The sequence below is a fragment of the Limnohabitans sp. B9-3 genome (assembly GCF_002778325.1).
Classification (GTDB): Bacteria; Pseudomonadota; Gammaproteobacteria; order Burkholderiales; family Burkholderiaceae_C; genus Limnohabitans; species Limnohabitans kasalickyi.
In genome coordinates this window covers 309,988-327,240 of record NZ_NESI01000001.1, presented here as the reverse complement: position 1 = coordinate 327,240, position 17,253 = coordinate 309,988, and the positions used below count along the sequence as shown (strand labels likewise).

The window sequence follows — 17,253 nt, the reverse complement described above, 5'->3', positions numbered from 1 at the left end:
ATTAAATGGCACGCATGAAATTTATTTGTGACGCAGAGCGTTGCATCGAGTGCAACGGTTGCGTCACCGCTTGTAAAAATGAACACGAAGTACCTTGGGGCGTGAACCGCCGCCGTGTGGTCACTCTGAACGACGGCGTACCCGGCGAGAAATCCATCTCGGTCGCGTGTATGCATTGTTCTGACGCGCCTTGTATGGCCGTTTGCCCCGTGAACTGCTTCTACAAGACCGACGAAGGTGTGGTCTTGCACGACAAAGACATTTGTATTGGCTGCGGTTACTGCTCTTACGCTTGCCCGTTCGGCGCACCTCAATTCCCAAGCCAAGGCACCTTTGGTGTGCGCGGCAAGATGGACAAGTGCACCTTCTGCGCCGGTGGTCCAGAAGCCAATGGCAGCGAAGCTGAGTTTGAGAAATACGGTCGCAACCGTTTGGCCGAAGGCAAGCTGCCAGCGTGCGCCGAAATGTGCTCGACCAAAGCCTTGCTCGCCGGCGACGGCGACATGGTGGCCGATATCTTCCGCCACCGCGTGCTCAAGCGCAACAAGGGCGCTGAAGTGTGGGGTTGGGGCACTGCTTATGGCTCGAAGCAAGCCGGCCAAGCGCCTGCGAAAGTTGAAGGGGTGAAAAAATCATGAAACACATGTCCCTCATCATCTTGAGCGTGGCCGCGCTCACCGCGTGCGGTGAGAAAGCCCAAATGCTTGGCACCAAAAACGATGCCACGGCTTACAGCGGTGCTAAAAACCACTTTGTAGAGCCAGGTTGGACTGCAGGCGACAAAACCAGCTGGGAGCAGCACCTGCGCGCTCGCGGCCAATACGGCCAAGACGACCACAGTCGCGCACCGAAATAAAGGGGCACACCATGTACCGCTCTTTTCAATCGGTGTTGTGCACAGTTCTGACGGTGTTCGCACTGTCGGCTGCCGCACAAGACAAAACGCCTGCGGTGGATTCGTCCATTCAGAGCGTCAACATCCAAGACGTCAAACCAGACGCCAGTGATGCGCCCGGCTACGCGCAGCAAAACAATGCAGAGCGCGGCAAGGTGCAGCCTGGTAACAACGCGCCCATGTGGCGTGCGGTGGGTGCTGGGGCCGAGGGTTACAGCAGTCTGCCTAAATCAGAAGCGCCTGAAGCGGGCGTGCTGATTCAACCCTTTGTGCAGTACCCAGGCTCGCGCCTGACAACGGCTGGCGAAGCGTGGCGACAAGTGCGCAACAACTGGATCATTCCTTACGGTGGTTCCTTGTTGGTGATCGTGTTTGGTGCCATCGCCATTTTCTACTGGCGCAAGGGCATGATGAAGTTGCATGGTGCACCCACGGGCAAAGAAATCGAGCGGTTCACACCGTTCGAACGTTCGGCACACTGGACCAACGCCATTGCCTTTGTGATCTTGGCCATCTCTGGCGCCACCATGGCGTTTGGTAAGTTTTTCTTGCAACCCATCATCGGTGACACGCTGTTTGGTTGGATCACCTACTTGCTGAAGAACGCGCACAACTTCGCCGGTCCTTTGTTTGCGGTGTCGTTGACGGTGGTGTTTTTCACCTTCCTTAAAGACAACTGGCCCAGCAAAGAAGACTGGGTGTGGATCATCAAAGCGGGCGGCATGCTCGGTGGCAAAGAAGTACCTTCGCACCGTTTTAATGCGGGTGAAAAAGTGGTCTTCTGGGGCGGCGTGTTTGGCTTGGGCTTGGTGGTGGTGGCGTCGGGCTTTGTGCTCGACAAGATCGTGCCCGGCTTGATTTACGAACGCGGCACCATGCAAATCGCACACATGGTGCACGCCGTGGCGACCTTGCTGATGATGGCCATGTTCATGGCGCACATCTACATGGGTTCCATCGGCATGGAAGGCGCTTACAAAGCCATGCGCACAGGCTACGTCGATGAGACGTGGGCCAAAGAGCACCACGAACTCTGGTACGACGACATCCAAGCCGGCAAGATTCCCGCGCACCGCTCGGAGCCCGTCACGGGCCCTGCAGTCCGCGCTTGAACACCGCCTCGATACAGGAACTGATATGAACAAAACTCTCTTAGTCTTGACGTTGGCCGTGGCCAGCGCCACCGCGTTTGCCAAATTGCCTGCCCCTAGCGACGAAGCCAAGGCCAAAGCTGCCGAGGCAGCTGCCAAGACAGCGCACACGGGTAAAACAGACGCCTATTTGCTGTGCAAGTCACAAGATAAAGTGGCCGCGCATGTGCAAAAGACCAACAAAGCCCAAGCGGGTAAGCCTGCGGCTACGCCCCCTTGTACAGACCCAGGCAAGTTTGTCTACACACCGCCTGAGGTCGTCGCACCAGCGGCTGCAGCATCTGCTCCTGCTGCACCAGCCAAAAAATCGTAATCCTCACAGCCTCGCTGTGGATTGGGCCGCACCGAGAGGTGTCGGCCCTTTTTGTTGTAGCCTAGTCAGCCTATGTCTTTAGATTCCTCCACCCTCGTGCTGCCTCGTCTCACCCAAGCCCAAGCCGAACTCACCCGCCACATTGAGGTGGTGAATGAACATGGCGTGCACGAGCAAGTGTCCATCCCCGCCGAGCGTGCGCTGACGGTGTATGTCGACAAACGCGAAATCGTCACGCTCATGACCTTGGGCGCACACCCTGAGCTGCTGGTGTTGGGCTATTTGCGCAACCAGCGTTTGGTGGGTGATGTGAGGGAGGTCGAATCCATCACGGTCGATTGGGATGCAGGTGAAGACGGCGCAGGCGTAGCAGCTGTCAAAACGCATCACGGCATTGCCGACATTGCGGCGCGCACCGAAAAGCGCGTGGTTACTACAGGCTGTGGGCAAGGCAGCGTGTTTGGTGACTTGATGGGCGAAATTGACACCTTGGTCTTGCCCGATGCGCGCATCAGTCAAGCACGTTTGTACGGCTTGCTCAACGCGATTCGGGTGCAAGAGAGCACCTACAAGTCCGCCGGTTCGGTGCATGGTTGCGCCCTGTTCAGCGGTGAGCAGATGCAAATTTTTGTAGAAGACGTGGGCCGTCACAACGCCATCGACACCATCGCAGGTTGGATGTGGATGCACAGCGTGGCTGCCGATGCCGATTCGATTTTTTACACCACCGGCCGCTTGACCAGCGAGATGGTGATGAAGTCCGCCCAAATGGGCGTGGCAGTGGTGGTGTCGCGCAGCGGCATCACGCAAATGGGCTACGACGTGGCAACCCGTCTGAAGCTGTGCACCATTGGCCGTGCCACCAACAAACACTTTTTGGGCTACACCGCCTTGGAGCGCTTGCAACTGCAGCCCGAGTTAGCGCAGGGCGGCGTGCGCAAGGTGGTCGCATGAGCACGGGTGTGACTTGGTGGACCCAAGCCTGGCGCACGCTATGGCGCGATGCGCGTGCCGGTGAGCTGCGCTTGCTGGTAGTGGCTGTGGCTTTGGGTGTGGCAGCACTGAGTTCTGTCAGCTTTTTGGCCGACCGTTTGAACGGCGGCTTGCAACGTGATGCGCGCCAACTATTGGGCGGCGATGTGGTGGTGGTGAGTGACCAAGCCACACCCGCGCACATCATGCAGCGTGCCAATACAGACGGCTTGCAAGGCGTGAACACCCTGAGCTTTCCCACCATGGCGCGTGGTGTACCCGCCTTGGGTGGTGAAAGCATCAGTAAATTAGTAGCGCTCAAAGCGGTGGAGGCCGGCTATCCCCTGCGCGGCGAGCTGCGTGTGGCAGATGGTCTGACGCAAGCCCAAGCCTCTTTGACGCCTGAGGGGGCTCTGGCGGCCCGTAAAACCAAGCAAGTGCCCGACCATGGCCAAGCTTGGGTAGACGCGGGCGGCTTAGAAGCCTTGGGTCTGGACGTGGGCGATGCGCTGGTCTTGGGTAACGTACGTTTGCGCATCAGCCACGTGCTAGTGACCGAGCCCGACCGTGGCGCAGGCTTCATGAACTTTGCGCCCCGCGTGATGATTAACACGGCCGACCTCGACGCCACAGGGCTGATACAACCCGCCAGTCGTGTGACGTGGCGCTTCGCCGTGGTGGGACCCGACGCTGCTGCCAAAACCTTTTTAGCTTGGGCGGAAGCCGAGAGCAAAAAGCCCGACGTGCGCGGTGTGCGTGTGGAGTCGCTCGAAGCAGGTCGCCCCGAAATGCGCCAAACCTTGGATCGTGCGGGCAAGTTCTTGAACCTGGTCGCATTACTGGCGGCCTTGCTCAGCGCCGTGGCGGTGGCCTTGGCGGCACGCGCATTTGCGGCTCGCCATTTGGACGACTGCGCCATGTTGCGCGTGTTGGGCTTGAGCCAGCGTCACATTGCCCTGTCCTACACCGCCGAGTTTGTGTGGGTGGGCACCTTTGCCAGTGTGTTGGGTTTGGCTTTGGGTTATGCCGTGCATTTGGTGTTCGTGGCCTTGCTCGCAGGCTTGGTCGAAACCGCCTTGCCCGCGCCCAGCGTGTGGCCGGTGATCTACGGCTTGGGCACGGGCTTGACCTTGCTGCTCGCCTTTGGTTTGCCACCCGTTTTGCAACTGGCCAGCGTGCCCGCACTGCGCGTGATGCGCCGCGATGTGGGTGAACTCAAAGCCACCACACTCAGTGTGTGGGCCTTGGGGCTCACAGGCTTTGCGGTGTTGCTGATCGCGGTGAGCCGTGATTTGAAACTCGGCCTCATGGTGGTGGGCGGCTTTGCGGGGGCTGTGTTGCTGTTTGCAGGCATGGCCTGGTTGGCGGTGTACGTGCTGCGTCGCACCGTGGTGGAGGGCAGCGCACCGCCTTGGCTGATGTTGGCCACGCGACAAATCAGCGCACGTCCGGTGTATGCGATGGTGCAGGTCAGTGCGCTCGCGGTGGGCTTGTTGGCCTTGGCGCTGTTGGTGCTGTTGCGCACCGACCTGATCAGCAGTTGGCGCAATGCGACGCCAGTGAATGCGCCCGACCGTTTTGTCATCAACATTCAGCCTGATCAGGCAACCTCGTTTTTGCAAACCCTGAACGAAGCAGGCGTGCGCCAACCCGATTGGTACCCGATGATTCGCGCCCGTTTGGTCGCGGTCAATGGCAACACCGTCACACCCAACAGCTACACCGAAGAGCGCGCCCAGCGCTTGGTCGACCGTGAGTTCAACGTGTCGTTCAGCGTCGACAAACCCGACCACAACACGGTTGTGGCGGGTGCTTGGAAAGCCGAAGAAAGCGATGGATTGAGCATCGAAGAAGGGATCGCCAAAACCTTGAAAGTCAAGCTGGGCGACACCTTGCGTTTTGACATGGCCGGTGTGTTGCACGAAGCGCGCATCACCTCGGTGCGGCGTGTGGACTGGACGTCTATGCGCGCCAACTTCTTTGTCATGTATCCCGTCAGCCGCTTGGTCACGGACAGCGGCTTTGATGTGCCCACCACGTACATCGCCGCTTTTCGTGCGCCGCCGCGTGCGGTGACCGCGGACAAGTCGACCCCCACGTTTGACAACCAACTGGTTGCCCGTTTCCCCAACGTCACCAACGTGGACATGGGCGCCACCTTGAACCAAGTCCAAAGCGTGTTGGGTCAAGTGGTCAGTGCGGTGGAGTTTTTGTTCTTATTTACTTTAGCCGCTGGTTTGGTCGTGTTGTTCGCGGCTGTCACCGCCACGCGTGAAGAGCGTGCGCGTGAATATGCTGTGCTGCGTGCGTTGGGCGCGTCCAACCAATTGCTGGCGACGGTGCAGCGTGCGGAGCTGGCCGGGGTGGGTGCGTTGGCGGGCTTTTTGGCCAGTGGCGTGGCAATGGCCATGGGATGGGGCTTGGCCAAGTTTGCGTTTGAGTTCACTTGGAACCCCAGCCCTTGGGTGCCGCTGATCGGTGCGGCCACAGGGGCAGCTTTGGCGCTGGCGGCGGGCTGGTGGGGGCTGCGTGATGTGCTGCGCCGACCCGTGGTGCAGACCTTGCGCCAAGCCAGCCATTGAGGCGGCATGCGCTTTAGCCAGTCCTTTGATTGAAAATTGACCTATGCAAACTGAAGAACAAACACCCGCTGGCACCCCGTTTGAATGGATGGGGGGTGAGGCCCATGTACGCGACTTGGTCGACCGCTTTTACGACTTGATGGACTTAGAACCCGGCTACACCGAGTTGCGCGCTGCCCATGGCCCTGAACTAGCCAACGCCCGTGAGCGCTTGTTCATGTTCTTGTGTGGTTGGTTGGGCGGGCCCGACTACTACATCGAAAAGCACGGCCACCCGCGCTTACGCATGCGGCACATGCCGTTTTCGATTGGCATCAAAGAGCGCGACCAATGGCTGGCTTGCATGGACCAAGCCATGGGCGAGACGGGTGTGCCTGAAGAATTACGCAGCCGTCTGAAAACCAGTTTTTTCCAAACGGCGGATTGGATGCGAAACAAGGGCGGTGCTTAAACTTCGCCGCCTCGCACCCAGCAGCAGCTTTTGCCGCTTCAAACGTTGCTAGGCCCCAGCAACACCACCAAGGCCCCCGCGCCGCCGTCAGATGGTTTGGCCTGCACAAAGGCCAGCACCTCGTTTTTTTGCACCAACCAGCGTTGCACTTTGCTCTTTAAGACCGGCTCTTTGCCGGGCGAGCCCAAGCCTTTGCCGTGCACCACGCGCACACACCGCCAGCCCATGCGTTTGGCATCGCGCACAAATTGACCCAGTGCTTCGCGTGCTTCGTCGCTGCGCAGGCCGTGCAGGTCCAGCTGGCCTTGTAGGCTCCATTCGCCTTTGCGCAGCTTGCGGGTGATGTCGGTGCCAATGCCGGGGCGTCGGAAGCTGAGTTGGTCATCTACGTCTAGCAAGGTGCTCACGTCGAATTCGTCGCTCATGCTCTCCTGCAACGCTGCTTGGTCGTCCAAGTCTTGTTGCAAGGGGCGGGGCTCGGGGCGTTTGCTGAGGTTGAGTACGCGCGCTTTGACAGGAATGGGTTTGACGGCACCCACCGCGCGCACAAACATATGTCGTTCAGCCTCAGCTTTTTGAGTGGCTTCGATACGGGCTTTTTCGGCGGCTGCAGCGGCCAGTGCGGCGTCGTTCACCTGCTTGCGTATGGCGGCCAGGTCTTGCAGCGATTTGACTTTCACAGCAACCCTTCTTCAGCCATCGACAGGTATTTGCCTTGCGCCACGATGATGTGGTCACGCACGGTCACATCGATCAAGGCCAAAGATTCTTGCAAGGTGCGGGTGAGCTTCATGTCGGCTTGTGAGGGTTTGACGGTGCCGCCGGGGTGGTTGTGCGCCAACACCACGCCGTCGGCCCCGAGCAAGAGCGCCGTTTTGGCGACTTCTCTCGGGTAGACCATGGTTTGCGACAACGAGCCGCGAAACATGGGCTGGTAGGACAACAGGCGGTTGTGGGCGTCAAGGAACAAAACGGCAAAGACCTCGTGTTTGAGTTGCGCTAATTCAAGTTGTAAGTATTGTTTCACCGCATTGGGTGAATTCATCACGGTGGTTTCAGTTAATTGTTGGGTCAACGCACGCCGCGCCATCTCAAGCACCGCCACCAATTGCGAGCGTTTGGCGTCGCCGCCCATGCCTTTGAAGGTTTTCAGCTCGGCTGCGCTGGCGTGAATCAGGCCGGCAAAGCCCTTGAAGCGGTCCAGTAGTTCTTGCGACATCACGAACACACTTTTGCCTTTGATGCCGGTGCGCAAAAACAAGGCCAGCAGTTCGGTGTCGGTCAAGGCGGAGGCGCCGTGTTTGAGCAGCTTCTCGCGCGGGCGCATGTCGAGGGGAAGTTGCTGAATCGACACAGGTTCGGTCATGGCGTAGCTCTCGTGGAAGGGGGTGCAGGTGACAAGGCTGGAGCTTTCTACAATAGACCTCAGTTCATAGAGAGTCTCATGTCAGCATCCAACGACCACCCTACCATCGGCCCGGCTTCATTTTTAACGCTGCACTACCGGCTTTCGGGACCGCAAGGCGATGTCATCAACACTTTCAACGATAAACCAGCCACCTTGTCGCTCGGTTCGGGCGAGTTGTCACCCGCGTTGGAGCAGCAGTTGTTGGGCTTGGCTGAGGGCACGCGCATCACGTTTGAGCTGCCTGCGGGCGCCGCGTTTGGCGAGCGCAACCCCGACATGCAGCAGTGGGTCAGCAAGAGCTTGCTGAAAGAATTTGGCGACCCTGACGAGCAATACGCTGTGGGCGATGTGGTTCAGTTTCCTGCCCCGAATGACCAAGGTTCTTTTGCCGGTGCCGTGCAGCAAGTCAGCGACGACGCGGTGCTGTTTGACTTCAACCACCCCTTGGCCAATCAACCCGTGACGTTTGAAGTGCACGTCATCGGCATTTTGTAACCGCCCTTTAAAGAAGCAGTTTTATGACCAGCATTCTTCAAGAAATCATCCTTGCCGAACCACGCGGCTTTTGTGCGGGTGTGGACCGTGCCATTGAAATTGTGGAGCGCGCACTGGCCAAATATGGCTCGCCCGTGTATGTGCGCCACGAGATCGTGCACAACACCTACGTGGTGGACAACCTGAAAAGCCGCGGCGCCATCTTCATCGAAGACTTGGCCGATGTGCCGCCCGGTGCCACCTTGGTCTTCAGCGCGCATGGCGTGCCCAAGTCGGTCGAGGCGGAGGCAGAACGTCGTGGCTTCACCGTGTTTGATGCCACCTGCCCGCTGGTGAGCAAGGTTCACGTTGAAGTGGCCAAACTGCACAAAGAGGGCTTTGAGTTCATCATGATTGGCCACAAGGGGCATCCCGAAGTAGAGGGCACCATGGGCCAGTTGCTCGACGGTATTTACTTGGTTGAAGATGTGGCCGATGTGGCGCACGTCAACCCTAAGCAAACCGAGCGCTTGGCCGTGGTCACCCAAACCACCTTGAGCGTGGACGATGCTGCGCACATCACCGAGGCGGTGGTGGCACGGTTTCCCAGCATCCGTCGACCCAAGATGCAAGACATCTGCTACGCCACCCAAAACCGCCAAGACGCTGTGAAGGTGCTGAGCGCCGAGGTGGATTTGGTCATCGTCGTGGGCAGCCCTTCTAGCTCCAACAGCAACCGTTTGCGCGATGTGGCCCAGCGCTACGGCGCCCAAAGTTACATGATCGACAGCGCCGAAGAGCTTCAAACCGCGTGGTTTGAAGGCAAGACCCGTGTGGGTTTGACCGCCGGTGCGTCGGCCCCCGACATCTTGGTGCAGCAAGTCATCACCCGACTTCGTGCCTTGGGTGCCGTGTCGGTGCGAACCTTGGATGGGGTTGAAGAAACCATCAAATTCCCGCTTCCCAAAGGATTGAAGTAAATGTTAGACATCACCCAGTTGCGCCGTGACTTGCCCAGCGTCATTGCCAAACTCGAAACCCGCAAAACCCCGCAAGCCTTTTTGAATGTGGAGGCGTATCAGGCCTTAGAGGCTGAGCGCAAAACCCTCCAAACCCGCACCGAAGAGTTGCAGTCCAGCCGCAATACGCTGTCTAAGCAAATCGGCATGCTCAAGGCCAAAGGCGAAAACGCGGACGCTGTCATGGCGCAAGTGGCTGACCTCAAAACCGAGCTCGAAAGCTCTGCTGTGCGCCTTGACGCCTTGCAGGCCGAATTGCAAGCCCTGTTGCTGGCCGTGCCGAACTTGCCGCACGACAGCGTGCCTGTGGGCGCTGACGAACACGGCAACGTCGAGTTGCGCCGTTGGAGCCCTGTGGGCACCGAACCTGCTGCGTTGAGCTTCACACCGAAAGACCATGTGGACTTGGGCGAGCCTCTTGGCCTCGACTTTGAAATGGGCGTCAAGCTGACCGGCTCGCGCTTCACCGTGATGAAGGGCCCCATTGCCCGCATGCACCGCGCACTCGCGCAGTTCATGTTGGACGTGCAAACCCAAGAGCACGGCTATACCGAGTGCTACACGCCCTACATCGTCAACGCCGACAGCCTCAGAGGCACAGGCCAGTTGCCCAAGTTTGAAGAAGACTTGTTTGCCGCCAAAAAAGGCGGCCAAGACGGCGTGGCCAGCGGGGAAAGCACCGAGCTGTATTTGATTCCCACCAGCGAAGTGCCGCTGACCAACTTCGTGCGCGACGTCATCGTTGCCGAGGCTGAATTGCCCATCAAACTCACAGCGCACACCCCATGCTTTCGCTCTGAAGCCGGTAGTGCAGGGCGCGACACGCGTGGCTTGATTCGCCAGCACCAGTTCGACAAAGTGGAGATGGTCCAAATCGTGCACCCCGACCACAGCTACCAAGCCTTGGACGACATGACCGGCCACGCCGAAGCCGTGTTGAAAAAGTTAGAACTGCCTTACCGCGTGATGGCGCTGTGCACCGGCGACATGGGCTTTGGTGCCACCAAAACCCATGATTTGGAGGTGTGGTTGCCTGCGCAAAACACCTACCGTGAAATCAGCTCGGTCTCAAACTGCGAAACCTTCCAAGCCCGCCGCTTGCAAGCGCGCTTCAAAAACGCGCAAGGTAAAAACGAGTTGGTGCACACCTTGAACGGTTCGGGTTTGGCTGTGGGCCGTACCTTGGTGGCGGTTCTGGAGAACCACCAACAAGCCGATGGCAGCATTCGCGTTCCTGCCGCGCTGCGCCCTTACATGGGCGGGCTTGAGGTCTTGCGCGCCTGATAGAATACTCGCTTCGACAAAACGAACCGCATCAGGAGAGGTGGCAGAGTGGTCGAATGTACCTGACTCGAAATCAGGCGTAGGAGCGATCCTACCGAGGGTTCGAATCCCTCCCTCTCCGCCAAGACTATTTCGAACTGATTCCAAGTCGTTCGAACAATTTACAACCCGTTCGGGGCCTCCTTGGGTGCGCCGCTAGAACACCTTCCGGATCAGACAGGCTTCTTCATAGGCCTCAATGTCTTTGAGCCGGTACAAAACTTTCCCTACGATCTTCAAGTACTGCGGGCCCTCGCCGACGGTACGCCAGCGCTGAAGGCGTGCGACTGAACACACCCAACGATCGGCAAGCATTGTTTCGCTCAGGAGTTGGCGGGCAGGTTCGGCCGGGACCTCTGGAACCAGGAGTTGGGGCTCGAACTTGGGTTCGTTGGCTGCGGTTTTGGCGATGCCACTGGACAGGGCGTCCAGCACGTCGCCCATTTTTTCAGCCAGTGGGTTCGAAGATGAGGTGTTGTTAGTAGCCATGGACTTGCTCCTTGATGCCTATATGTAGTGGTTTCATATAGGTTCATACCGGTTGGCTGTGCTTTTTTCTCAGCGGGGTGGATTGGTGCATCCCACGGGTAAGCATTAGCTTCTGACGATGTTTTGAATTGCTAACAAGTTCAGATTTACTTATTCCAACCCCATCGTTCCATCTCACGTCTATCACGTGCCATTTCGGCTTCAATAGAGTCTCTTGGCAACTGTCTGAGGCAATCCTCCATGGCTTGTGGATCGAGCTTTTCAGCCTTTGGTGGAGTTGCCACCGTTTGTGGTGATTTGCCATCCCACGCAAACGGGTTTCGAAAAACAGGCGGATCCGGCAAGCAGTCATCTTTGTAACTCGGTGGACCGTCAGAAGCAAACGGCGTGAACGAGATTGTTTTCTCAAAAATAAGCGGCTTTCCTGTTGGGGTCGGCGGCAGTGACGGCATGTTTTCAACCGCCTTGCGCGCCAGTTGCTCGGCCACTGCGGACGTCGTCCAAATGGTTTCCAACTTGGCCAGTGTCCCGTCGGGTGCAATTTCAATCCTGAAACGAACGTAACCTTGATCAGGCCCTTCGACAACAGTACCCATCATGCTGCGCACCTGTTGGCCCCAGTTGTACCGATAGCCTTTGCTGTTTTTGTTTGTGTAACTTCCCGCAAAAGCCCATTCTTCTGCTGTTGGCGCTGAAGGCGCTTCCATGGTGGCTGGCTCTTTGGCTGGCGGTGACCTGTCTGTCGACTCAGTGATTGGGGCAATGCCGAGTGCTGTTGGGTTTGGTGAATCGATCGCTGGCGAAAGTTCCTGGCTCCCCATGGGTAGGTCATCTTGCGGTGGTGGCAACACCTGCATGAAGACGATTCGACTTGGGGAAGATTCTTTGTCGGCACTACGGAAGCCGAACTGATAACCGCTGACCAACGCCAAGACTGCAGCATGCAATGCCAAGCTGAACAAAACTGCAACGACGTTCGGGCGATCAACTGCCAGCATGTGTTTCAAAAAACACTGTCTGGATCAAAAGACCATTCGTAAATTTCCATCCCCACGAGATCCCTAACTCGTAAAGTGCAATTTCGACGAATGCTCCACAACAGCGACCACATTACTCACGCTCGACCTCAAGGTAGGTGCGGCTGGCGTTTCCCGGGTGCAACTCAGCTGCGTTTGCCAGGTTCATGAAAGGCTTGACGTTGAATGACTTGACCGCTTCGCTAATGTCTACACCTTGCTCCACAGCGCGTTGCATGTGTGAACGCATGGCTTGCAAATAATCGTGGCTTTGTGCCTTGGCTGTTTTGCTGTCAGTGATGCGCCCATGCCCTGGAACAATGCGTTTTGGATTCCATTGAGCCAAAGCGTTGAGGGCCTCTACCCATGCCCGCGTGCTGCTCACAGGCAAAACTGACAGCAAACGGTCCACATAAACAATGTCACCCGAGAAAGCCACTTGGACGTGGGGCAGCCACACCATCAAGTCGCCAGGAGTGTGGCCACCCCCGCGATGGCGAAACTCGAAAACGGTACCGCCGAGCTCCAATCGCGCTTCAGGCCCCTGCAGCAGTCTGCTGGGAAAGCTCAGCTCCGTTCCATCTGCAGCAGGTCCCAGTAAGGTGCGAAGTGCAGCGAACTGATCGCCGCCGCGCGAGCGCATGTCCGGCACAGCTGCAGCGTGGGCAATCAACTCAGCCCCTTGTGCCTTGAAGTAGCCATTGCCCAGCCATCGATGATCCTGTCCGCCCGTGTTGATGACCCAGCGTACGGGCTGCTGTGTCACTCGGCGCACTGCTTCGTGGATGGCACGAGCGGTTTGAAACGTCGAACCACTGTCAATCAGTACGGCACCGCCTGATGTAAGGACCAGCCCAAGGTTAGCATTCAGGCCCTGGTTGGCCACCGTTCGACCGCCGATATCGCCCACGTAAGCGTAAACGCCGTCCGCCACGGGCTCAAAGCGAACCTCCACAGCCGATGCCCACATCGTCTGGACTGCAAAAAAACTCACCAACAGCCGAGTCAAAACCCGGCGCGACATCATGAACATCTTTAACTCTCCATCACAAAATATCGATGACCTGTATCCCTCAGCCCAGCAGGGGGAACAGCCAGGACACCGCCAAGCCAACCAGAGCACTACCTGTCAGCAGCGTCATGACGCCAACCTTGAAGCGAAAGAGCGCCACTGCAGCACCAGCGGCAATTAAAGCCGACATCAGATCGAACCTTCCCTCGAATCCTTGGGGCCAGAGGACATGGTGGGCAAAAAACATGGCCAGATTCAAGATCACGCCCACCACCGCCGCCGTGATCGCTGACAGGGGTGCGGTGAATCCCAGCTTACCGTGGGTGGCCTCGACCACCGGACCACCGGCCAAAATGAAGATGAATGAGGGCAGGAAGGTAAAAAAAGTCACCACGGTAGCGGCCAACGCCCCACCCAGAAACAGGGCGTCCGGGCCTGATACCTCTTTCAACCAGCCACCCAGAAAGCCGACAAAGGCAACCACCATGATCAGCGGGCCCGGCGTTGTTTCGCCCAGGGCCAGGCCATCGATCATTTGCGGACCGCTAAGCCACTGGTGGGTGTCGACTGCCCCTTGATAGACGTAGGGCAAGACGGCATAGGCTCCGCCGAAAGTCAGTAGTGCTGCTTTGGTGAAAAACCAGCCCATTTGCGTCAAAGTGCCCTCCAGGCCGTTGACCGCGATCAGTGTCACCATCGCCAGCAACCACAGCCCGAGACCTACAAGGAGAACTTTCAAAAGTCTGGCCCGAGAAAACTTTGCGTGCAAAGGTGTAGGCGTATGGTCGTCGATCAGTGCGGGGCCATAACTGGTTTTGTTTGAGCCATGTCCGCCGCCGAGAGTAAAAACATCGGGCCAGCGTCGCGAGCCCAACCAACCGACCAAAGCAGCTGCGAGAACGATGGCTGGAAACGGTGTGTCAAATGCAAAAATCGCGATGAACGAAGCTGCGGCTATGGCCCACATCCAACGATTTTTCAACGCCCTTGTTCCAATGCGATGGGCGGCGTGCAGTACCAGCGCAGTCACTGCGGGCTTGAGTCCATAGAAGATACCGGCTACCAGCGGAACGTCGCCAAAGCGCAGGTAAATCCAGCTCAGTGTGATCAGGATGAAAAGCGAGGGCAACACAAACAGTGCGCCAGCGACGATACCGCCCCATGTACGGTGCATGAGCCAGCCGATATAGGTGGCAAGTTGCTGCGCCTCCGGGCCTGGGAGAAGCATGCAGTAGTTCAGTGCGTGCAAAAAACGCTGCTCGCTGATCCAGCGCCTGCGCTCCACCAGCTCAGTGTGCATGATGGCAATCTGCCCGGCTGGGCCACCGAAGCTGACAAAGCCAAGCTTGAGCCAAAAACGAAAGGCCTCGCCAAAGCTCACCGGCGCGGGTGGCATATCGGGTTCGGTGGGAATTTTTGATGTGACGGGATCGAGGTTCATTCAGATATTCCTGGGGCGGCATAGAGCGCATCAAAGACCAGGGCAGCTGCTTGAGCCAGAGCATCATCGTTGGTGTGGACCTCCCGCAGTCCTGCCAAAACGAGTTCCAGTCCAGCTGCCTCTGCAACGGGAATTCCGCCAACGTCCAGAAAATGAACAGCACGGGCAATTCGCTGCAGCTGCTGATCCGAATCCAATCCGAAGCTCGCCGCCAATACCTCAAAGCTCACGCGCGAGCCAATATGTGTGAATCGGGCACCGTCAAAGTCAAATCCCAAAACGCCGCGCGGTGGAGGTGTCGCACCCGCAGGGTCGGCAAGCCAAATAAAAGATGCTTCTGGGTCAATGAAGCGACGAATTAGCCAAGCGCAAGCCAGGCGATCTACCCAAGGGCGAGAACGTGTCGCCCAGCGCTTTCCCTTGAATTTGAGAGAGTCAAGGCGCGCGATGCCATGACTTGGCTGCGCCTTCGGCTCACCCTTTGAAAATCGAGTGTCAAGAGTTTGGCGCAAATCATCAAGTTCAGCTTGTGCCTGTTGGGCGGCAGCGCCAGGGTAGTAATCAAGACGGCGCAACACTTGCAGTGATTCTGTGACCCCCCGCCAGCGACGCCTAGCTTCAGTTTCGTCAAGTCCCGGGAGTAAGGCGTTCAGCGCCTCCACTTCAACATGCCATTCGGCATAAGATTTGGTGCGGTCAAACAAGGCTAGCACTTCGGTGCGCATTGCTTCGTCATGAGTTGAAAGTTGCAGCACATGCGCCTGACCACCGTTCTCGCGTACCTCAGAAACTAGCGGATCGAACAATTCAGCGTGAGACTCAGGCAGCAAATAAACGCCATCACGCAATGAAGGGCACCCAAGAGTTTTGAGCGCACGCCAAATGCGCAGGCGAATTGCCTTCGGTTGCGTTGGCAGGGTGAGAAAAAGAGCGCTCCACATAAGTTTGAAGTATATGCCTCAAACTTCGAGGTATACACATCAAAAAACTGGAGGTTAAATTAATAAACTTTTATTGGATGAGCAAACGTCCGCTTTGGGTCGAAAGGGCACAGTGGAGCGACCTATCAGCTTCAAATTCTGGATAACTTCAACACAGATGTTCTGAAAACTCTTTTAACAAGAAGATGTCTCAACATTTAGAATGCAGACTTAAACCCCAAGTGCTTAATCGGCTTGTCCTTGGGAAACTTAGGCGGTTTGTGATGAAGCATGTTCTGCTCCGCCAGTCAAGAACCCTAAGTGATTACATCTCTTAGGGTTTTTTTTCGTCTCTAAAAATGCATAAGATTTAATCATCTATTTAAATAATTAAATAAAATTCAATTTTTAATTGGTGAAAAAATTAAAGAATATTCATAAACCGACAGATGAAAGAAAATTAATTTTTCAAAACGTTGAAAAAGATAGAGTGAGAACCTGTAGAAAACTTCAAGGACTCGCTATGGAAAATTCAAAAATAGATGAGATGGATGAGTTGTTACGTCAGCAAGCTGAACTTAGCCAAATAATAAACAAGAAGCTTTCTGAAAAACGCAGTGCTGATTTAGATTTGATCAAGAAATTATGCATCATGCATAAATTTACGATCAAAGATTTTCAAGATAAACTCACATCTGCTCGCTACTCTGAGGAAGCGATCAATATACCTGTAGACCAAAAAAAGTCCACCAAAGTCAGCAAGTGGTTGTCAAATTAAATGCAACTTCCCACACACGATTTTCTGAACAATCCGAAATTCAAATTAATTTTGGGTGAAATGCATGACAAAGTATGCAGCAATGAGTATGCGAGTCACTATCTAAAGTTCACCAGAAAAGAAGTGTTTATTGACGGAATATGCAAATATTCACAATATATTTTCCCAAAGCAAGCATCAGATTACAGATTAAACCCAGTTCGCACAGCTATTGATTCCGCCAAAATTAGTGTGCATCAATTTGATGAGGTTTGTAGTTGCTTCTTGCAGTGTTTGAAAAAACACGGTTACAAGGCCCAAGTGGGCGACAAGATCATGCATGACTTGTTGTATCTCACAGAGGAGATAAGAAGCCTAAAAGATGAGATGGCCCCCTCATTGATTGGAAGTAAAGATTTCACATCTGAATTTCTCGAGGTTTACTTGAAAAGGAAGCGGTATCGAGTCCTCCTTGAGGAGGGTGATTTGATCCATGTCGTTGAAGGACTTCCCCATCCAATTATGATCATGGTAAATAAAAAAGATAAAGTGATGAATCTCATCGGTCGCCTTGATTTTTTGAAGGATGAAAATGCATTAGCTATGAAATTTATTGATTGGGCAAATAGCCAAATTAAATTCAACTTCAATGAATATATGGAAAGTTTTTCCCCATTGAAATGGAAGTTGATTTCAGATGAGGGCGATAATTTTGCATTGACGCACCACAAGATAGATTTCAAAGATGGGGTGCCACTCAGACTTTTTGATAATTTTTTATTTTTCTTTAGTTACGAGCTAGACAAAATCATCGTTGCGGATAATGGTGCAGCATTTAAAAGCGGCGAGATGAATGAAAGTCAATATTAAAATAGCCCTTCAATTAGTTGCCATCTGCACACTCATTGTAGGGATGTATGGTGTTTGTGGGAGTTTGCATTGCTTTCACACCAAAGACCAAGAAAACGGATTCCTTTGTTCAACAGCCACACCTGACCTACTTTATCGTCATTCAATTTCGAACAAAGAT

The 17,253-nt window shown here is 55.7% G+C and carries 19 protein-coding genes and 1 tRNA gene; 13 read left to right on the top strand and 7 right to left on the bottom strand.

The genetic code is table 11. The annotated features are described in order from the left end of the window. Positions 1–5 precede the first annotated feature (5 nt). The 7 genes from fdh3B to B9Z42_RS01610 all read left to right on the top strand — a co-directional run bounded on the left by fdh3B (position 6) and on the right by B9Z42_RS01610 (position 6,364). Entirely contained in the window at positions 6–638 is a 633-nt protein-coding gene (fdh3B, locus tag B9Z42_RS01640; protein ID WP_100131583.1) for a formate dehydrogenase FDH3 subunit beta, read from the top strand. Continuing rightward, complete coding sequence (locus tag B9Z42_RS01635) at positions 635–856, top strand: hypothetical protein (RefSeq protein ID WP_100131582.1); 222 nt, start codon at positions 635–637, stop codon at positions 854–856. The genes fdh3B and B9Z42_RS01635 overlap by 4 nt, the downstream gene beginning before the upstream one ends. Positions 857–867: 11 nt before the next feature. Next, positions 868–2,007: a formate dehydrogenase subunit gamma gene (locus B9Z42_RS01630; protein ID WP_100131581.1), complete on the top strand. Its 1,140-nt coding sequence runs from the start codon at positions 868–870 to the stop codon at positions 2,005–2,007. A gap of 25 nt (positions 2,008–2,032) precedes the next feature. Continuing rightward, positions 2,033–2,359: a hypothetical protein gene (locus B9Z42_RS01625; protein WP_100131580.1), complete on the top strand. Its 327-nt coding sequence runs from the start codon at positions 2,033–2,035 to the stop codon at positions 2,357–2,359. A gap of 72 nt (positions 2,360–2,431) precedes the next feature. Then, positions 2,432–3,313 carry a formate dehydrogenase accessory sulfurtransferase FdhD gene (locus B9Z42_RS01620; RefSeq protein ID WP_100131579.1) on the top strand — a complete coding sequence of 294 codons (882 nt, stop codon included), beginning with the start codon at positions 2,432–2,434 and terminating at the stop codon, positions 3,311–3,313. Further along, positions 3,310–5,913: an ABC transporter permease gene (locus B9Z42_RS01615; protein ID WP_100131578.1), complete on the top strand. Its 2,604-nt coding sequence runs from the start codon at positions 3,310–3,312 to the stop codon at positions 5,911–5,913. Before B9Z42_RS01620 ends, B9Z42_RS01615 begins: the two co-directional genes overlap by 4 nt. Positions 5,914–5,956: 43 nt before the next feature. Continuing rightward, positions 5,957–6,364: a group II truncated hemoglobin gene (locus B9Z42_RS01610; protein WP_100131577.1), complete on the top strand. Its 408-nt coding sequence runs from the start codon at positions 5,957–5,959 to the stop codon at positions 6,362–6,364. Positions 6,365–6,402: 38 nt separating this feature from the next. Here the strand turns inward: B9Z42_RS01610 and B9Z42_RS01605 are convergent, their stop codons facing one another. Together B9Z42_RS01605 and radC are read right to left on the bottom strand one after the other, a co-directional pair. Beyond that, positions 6,403–7,044, bottom strand: a complete 642-nt coding sequence (locus B9Z42_RS01605) for a Smr/MutS family protein (protein ID WP_100131576.1) — start codon at positions 7,042–7,044, stop codon at positions 6,403–6,405. Continuing rightward, positions 7,041–7,718: a DNA repair protein RadC gene (radC, locus tag B9Z42_RS01600; protein WP_100131814.1), complete on the bottom strand. Its 678-nt coding sequence runs from the start codon at positions 7,716–7,718 to the stop codon at positions 7,041–7,043. Before radC ends, B9Z42_RS01605 begins: the two co-directional genes overlap by 4 nt. Positions 7,719–7,808: 90 nt before the next feature. On the opposite strand from radC, the gene B9Z42_RS01595 reads away from it, so the two are divergent. The 4 genes from B9Z42_RS01595 (at position 7,809) to B9Z42_RS01580 (ending at position 10,673) form a co-directional block, all read left to right on the top strand. Continuing rightward, a complete protein-coding gene (locus tag B9Z42_RS01595; protein WP_100131575.1) occupies positions 7,809–8,267 on the top strand; it encodes a peptidylprolyl isomerase in 459 nt (152 codons plus the stop codon). Between the two features lie 23 nt (positions 8,268–8,290). Continuing rightward, on the top strand, positions 8,291–9,226 hold the full coding sequence (ispH, locus tag B9Z42_RS01590; protein WP_100131574.1) for a 4-hydroxy-3-methylbut-2-enyl diphosphate reductase: 936 nt from the start codon (positions 8,291–8,293) through the stop codon (positions 9,224–9,226). Continuing rightward, positions 9,227–10,549, top strand: coding sequence for a serine--tRNA ligase (serS, locus tag B9Z42_RS01585; RefSeq protein ID WP_100131573.1), 1,323 nt, complete (start codon positions 9,227–9,229; stop codon positions 10,547–10,549). A gap of 34 nt (positions 10,550–10,583) precedes the next feature. Next, positions 10,584–10,673, top strand: a tRNA-Ser gene (locus B9Z42_RS01580). A gap of 71 nt (positions 10,674–10,744) precedes the next feature. Here B9Z42_RS01580 and B9Z42_RS01575 read toward each other — a convergent pair. The 5 genes from B9Z42_RS01575 to B9Z42_RS01555 all read right to left on the bottom strand — a co-directional run bounded on the left by B9Z42_RS01575 (position 10,745) and on the right by B9Z42_RS01555 (position 15,487). Next, complete coding sequence (locus tag B9Z42_RS01575) at positions 10,745–11,077, bottom strand: hypothetical protein (RefSeq protein WP_233203479.1); 333 nt, start codon at positions 11,075–11,077, stop codon at positions 10,745–10,747. A 146-nt stretch (positions 11,078–11,223) separates the two neighbouring features. Then, positions 11,224–12,075, bottom strand: coding sequence for a hypothetical protein (locus tag B9Z42_RS01570; protein WP_019428484.1), 852 nt, complete (start codon positions 12,073–12,075; stop codon positions 11,224–11,226). Between the two features lie 112 nt (positions 12,076–12,187). Continuing rightward, complete coding sequence (locus B9Z42_RS01565; protein ID WP_019428483.1) at positions 12,188–13,126, bottom strand: MBL fold metallo-hydrolase; 939 nt, start codon at positions 13,124–13,126, stop codon at positions 12,188–12,190. Positions 13,127–13,166: 40 nt separating this feature from the next. Beyond that, positions 13,167–14,546 (bottom strand): chromate efflux transporter, encoded by a 1,380-nt coding sequence (gene chrA, locus B9Z42_RS01560; protein WP_019428482.1) that lies wholly within the window; start codon positions 14,544–14,546, stop codon positions 13,167–13,169. Beyond that, positions 14,543–15,487 (bottom strand): chromate resistance protein ChrB domain-containing protein, encoded by a 945-nt coding sequence (locus tag B9Z42_RS01555; RefSeq protein WP_019428481.1) that lies wholly within the window; start codon positions 15,485–15,487, stop codon positions 14,543–14,545. Before B9Z42_RS01555 ends, chrA begins: the two co-directional genes overlap by 4 nt. Before the next feature lie 502 nt (positions 15,488–15,989). Here B9Z42_RS01555 and B9Z42_RS01550 point away from each other — a divergent pair. Further along, positions 15,990–16,244, top strand: a complete 255-nt coding sequence (locus B9Z42_RS01550; RefSeq protein ID WP_233203478.1) for a hypothetical protein — start codon at positions 15,990–15,992, stop codon at positions 16,242–16,244. Beyond that, the gene (locus B9Z42_RS01545; protein ID WP_100131570.1) at positions 16,245–17,093 is read left to right on the top strand and encodes a hypothetical protein; all 849 of its coding nucleotides are present in this window, start codon (positions 16,245–16,247) and stop codon (positions 17,091–17,093) included. Positions 17,094–17,253 lie beyond the last annotated feature (160 nt).

Bases quoted from the DNA above. Each gene is read 5' to 3' on its own strand.
- B9Z42_RS01575 (WP_233203479.1), bottom strand. From the start codon at position 11,077: ATGGCTACTAACAACACCTCATCTTCGAACCCACTGGCTGAAAAAATG.
- B9Z42_RS01625 (WP_100131580.1), top strand. From the start codon at position 2,033: ATGAACAAAACTCTCTTAGTCTTGACGTTGGCCGTGGCCAGCGCCACC.
- B9Z42_RS01565 (WP_019428483.1), bottom strand. From the start codon at position 13,126: ATGTTCATGATGTCGCGCCGGGTTTTGACTCGGCTGTTGGTGAGTTTT.
- B9Z42_RS01635 (WP_100131582.1), top strand. From the start codon at position 635: ATGAAACACATGTCCCTCATCATCTTGAGCGTGGCCGCGCTCACCGCG.
- B9Z42_RS01620 (WP_100131579.1), top strand. From the start codon at position 2,432: ATGTCTTTAGATTCCTCCACCCTCGTGCTGCCTCGTCTCACCCAAGCC.
- chrA (WP_019428482.1), bottom strand. From the start codon at position 14,546: ATGAACCTCGATCCCGTCACATCAAAAATTCCCACCGAACCCGATATG.
- fdh3B (WP_100131583.1), top strand. From the start codon at position 6: ATGGCACGCATGAAATTTATTTGTGACGCAGAGCGTTGCATCGAGTGC.
- B9Z42_RS01630 (WP_100131581.1), top strand. From the start codon at position 868: ATGTACCGCTCTTTTCAATCGGTGTTGTGCACAGTTCTGACGGTGTTC.
- B9Z42_RS01595 (WP_100131575.1), top strand. From the start codon at position 7,809: ATGTCAGCATCCAACGACCACCCTACCATCGGCCCGGCTTCATTTTTA.
- ispH (WP_100131574.1), top strand. From the start codon at position 8,291: ATGACCAGCATTCTTCAAGAAATCATCCTTGCCGAACCACGCGGCTTT.
- B9Z42_RS01550 (WP_233203478.1), top strand. From the start codon at position 15,990: ATGGAAAATTCAAAAATAGATGAGATGGATGAGTTGTTACGTCAGCAA.
- B9Z42_RS01570 (WP_019428484.1), bottom strand. From the start codon at position 12,075: ATGCTGGCAGTTGATCGCCCGAACGTCGTTGCAGTTTTGTTCAGCTTG.
- B9Z42_RS01545 (WP_100131570.1), top strand. From the start codon at position 16,245: ATGCAACTTCCCACACACGATTTTCTGAACAATCCGAAATTCAAATTA.
- B9Z42_RS01610 (WP_100131577.1), top strand. From the start codon at position 5,957: ATGCAAACTGAAGAACAAACACCCGCTGGCACCCCGTTTGAATGGATG.
- B9Z42_RS01615 (WP_100131578.1), top strand. From the start codon at position 3,310: ATGAGCACGGGTGTGACTTGGTGGACCCAAGCCTGGCGCACGCTATGG.
- serS (WP_100131573.1), top strand. From the start codon at position 9,227: ATGTTAGACATCACCCAGTTGCGCCGTGACTTGCCCAGCGTCATTGCC.
- B9Z42_RS01555 (WP_019428481.1), bottom strand. From the start codon at position 15,487: ATGTGGAGCGCTCTTTTTCTCACCCTGCCAACGCAACCGAAGGCAATT.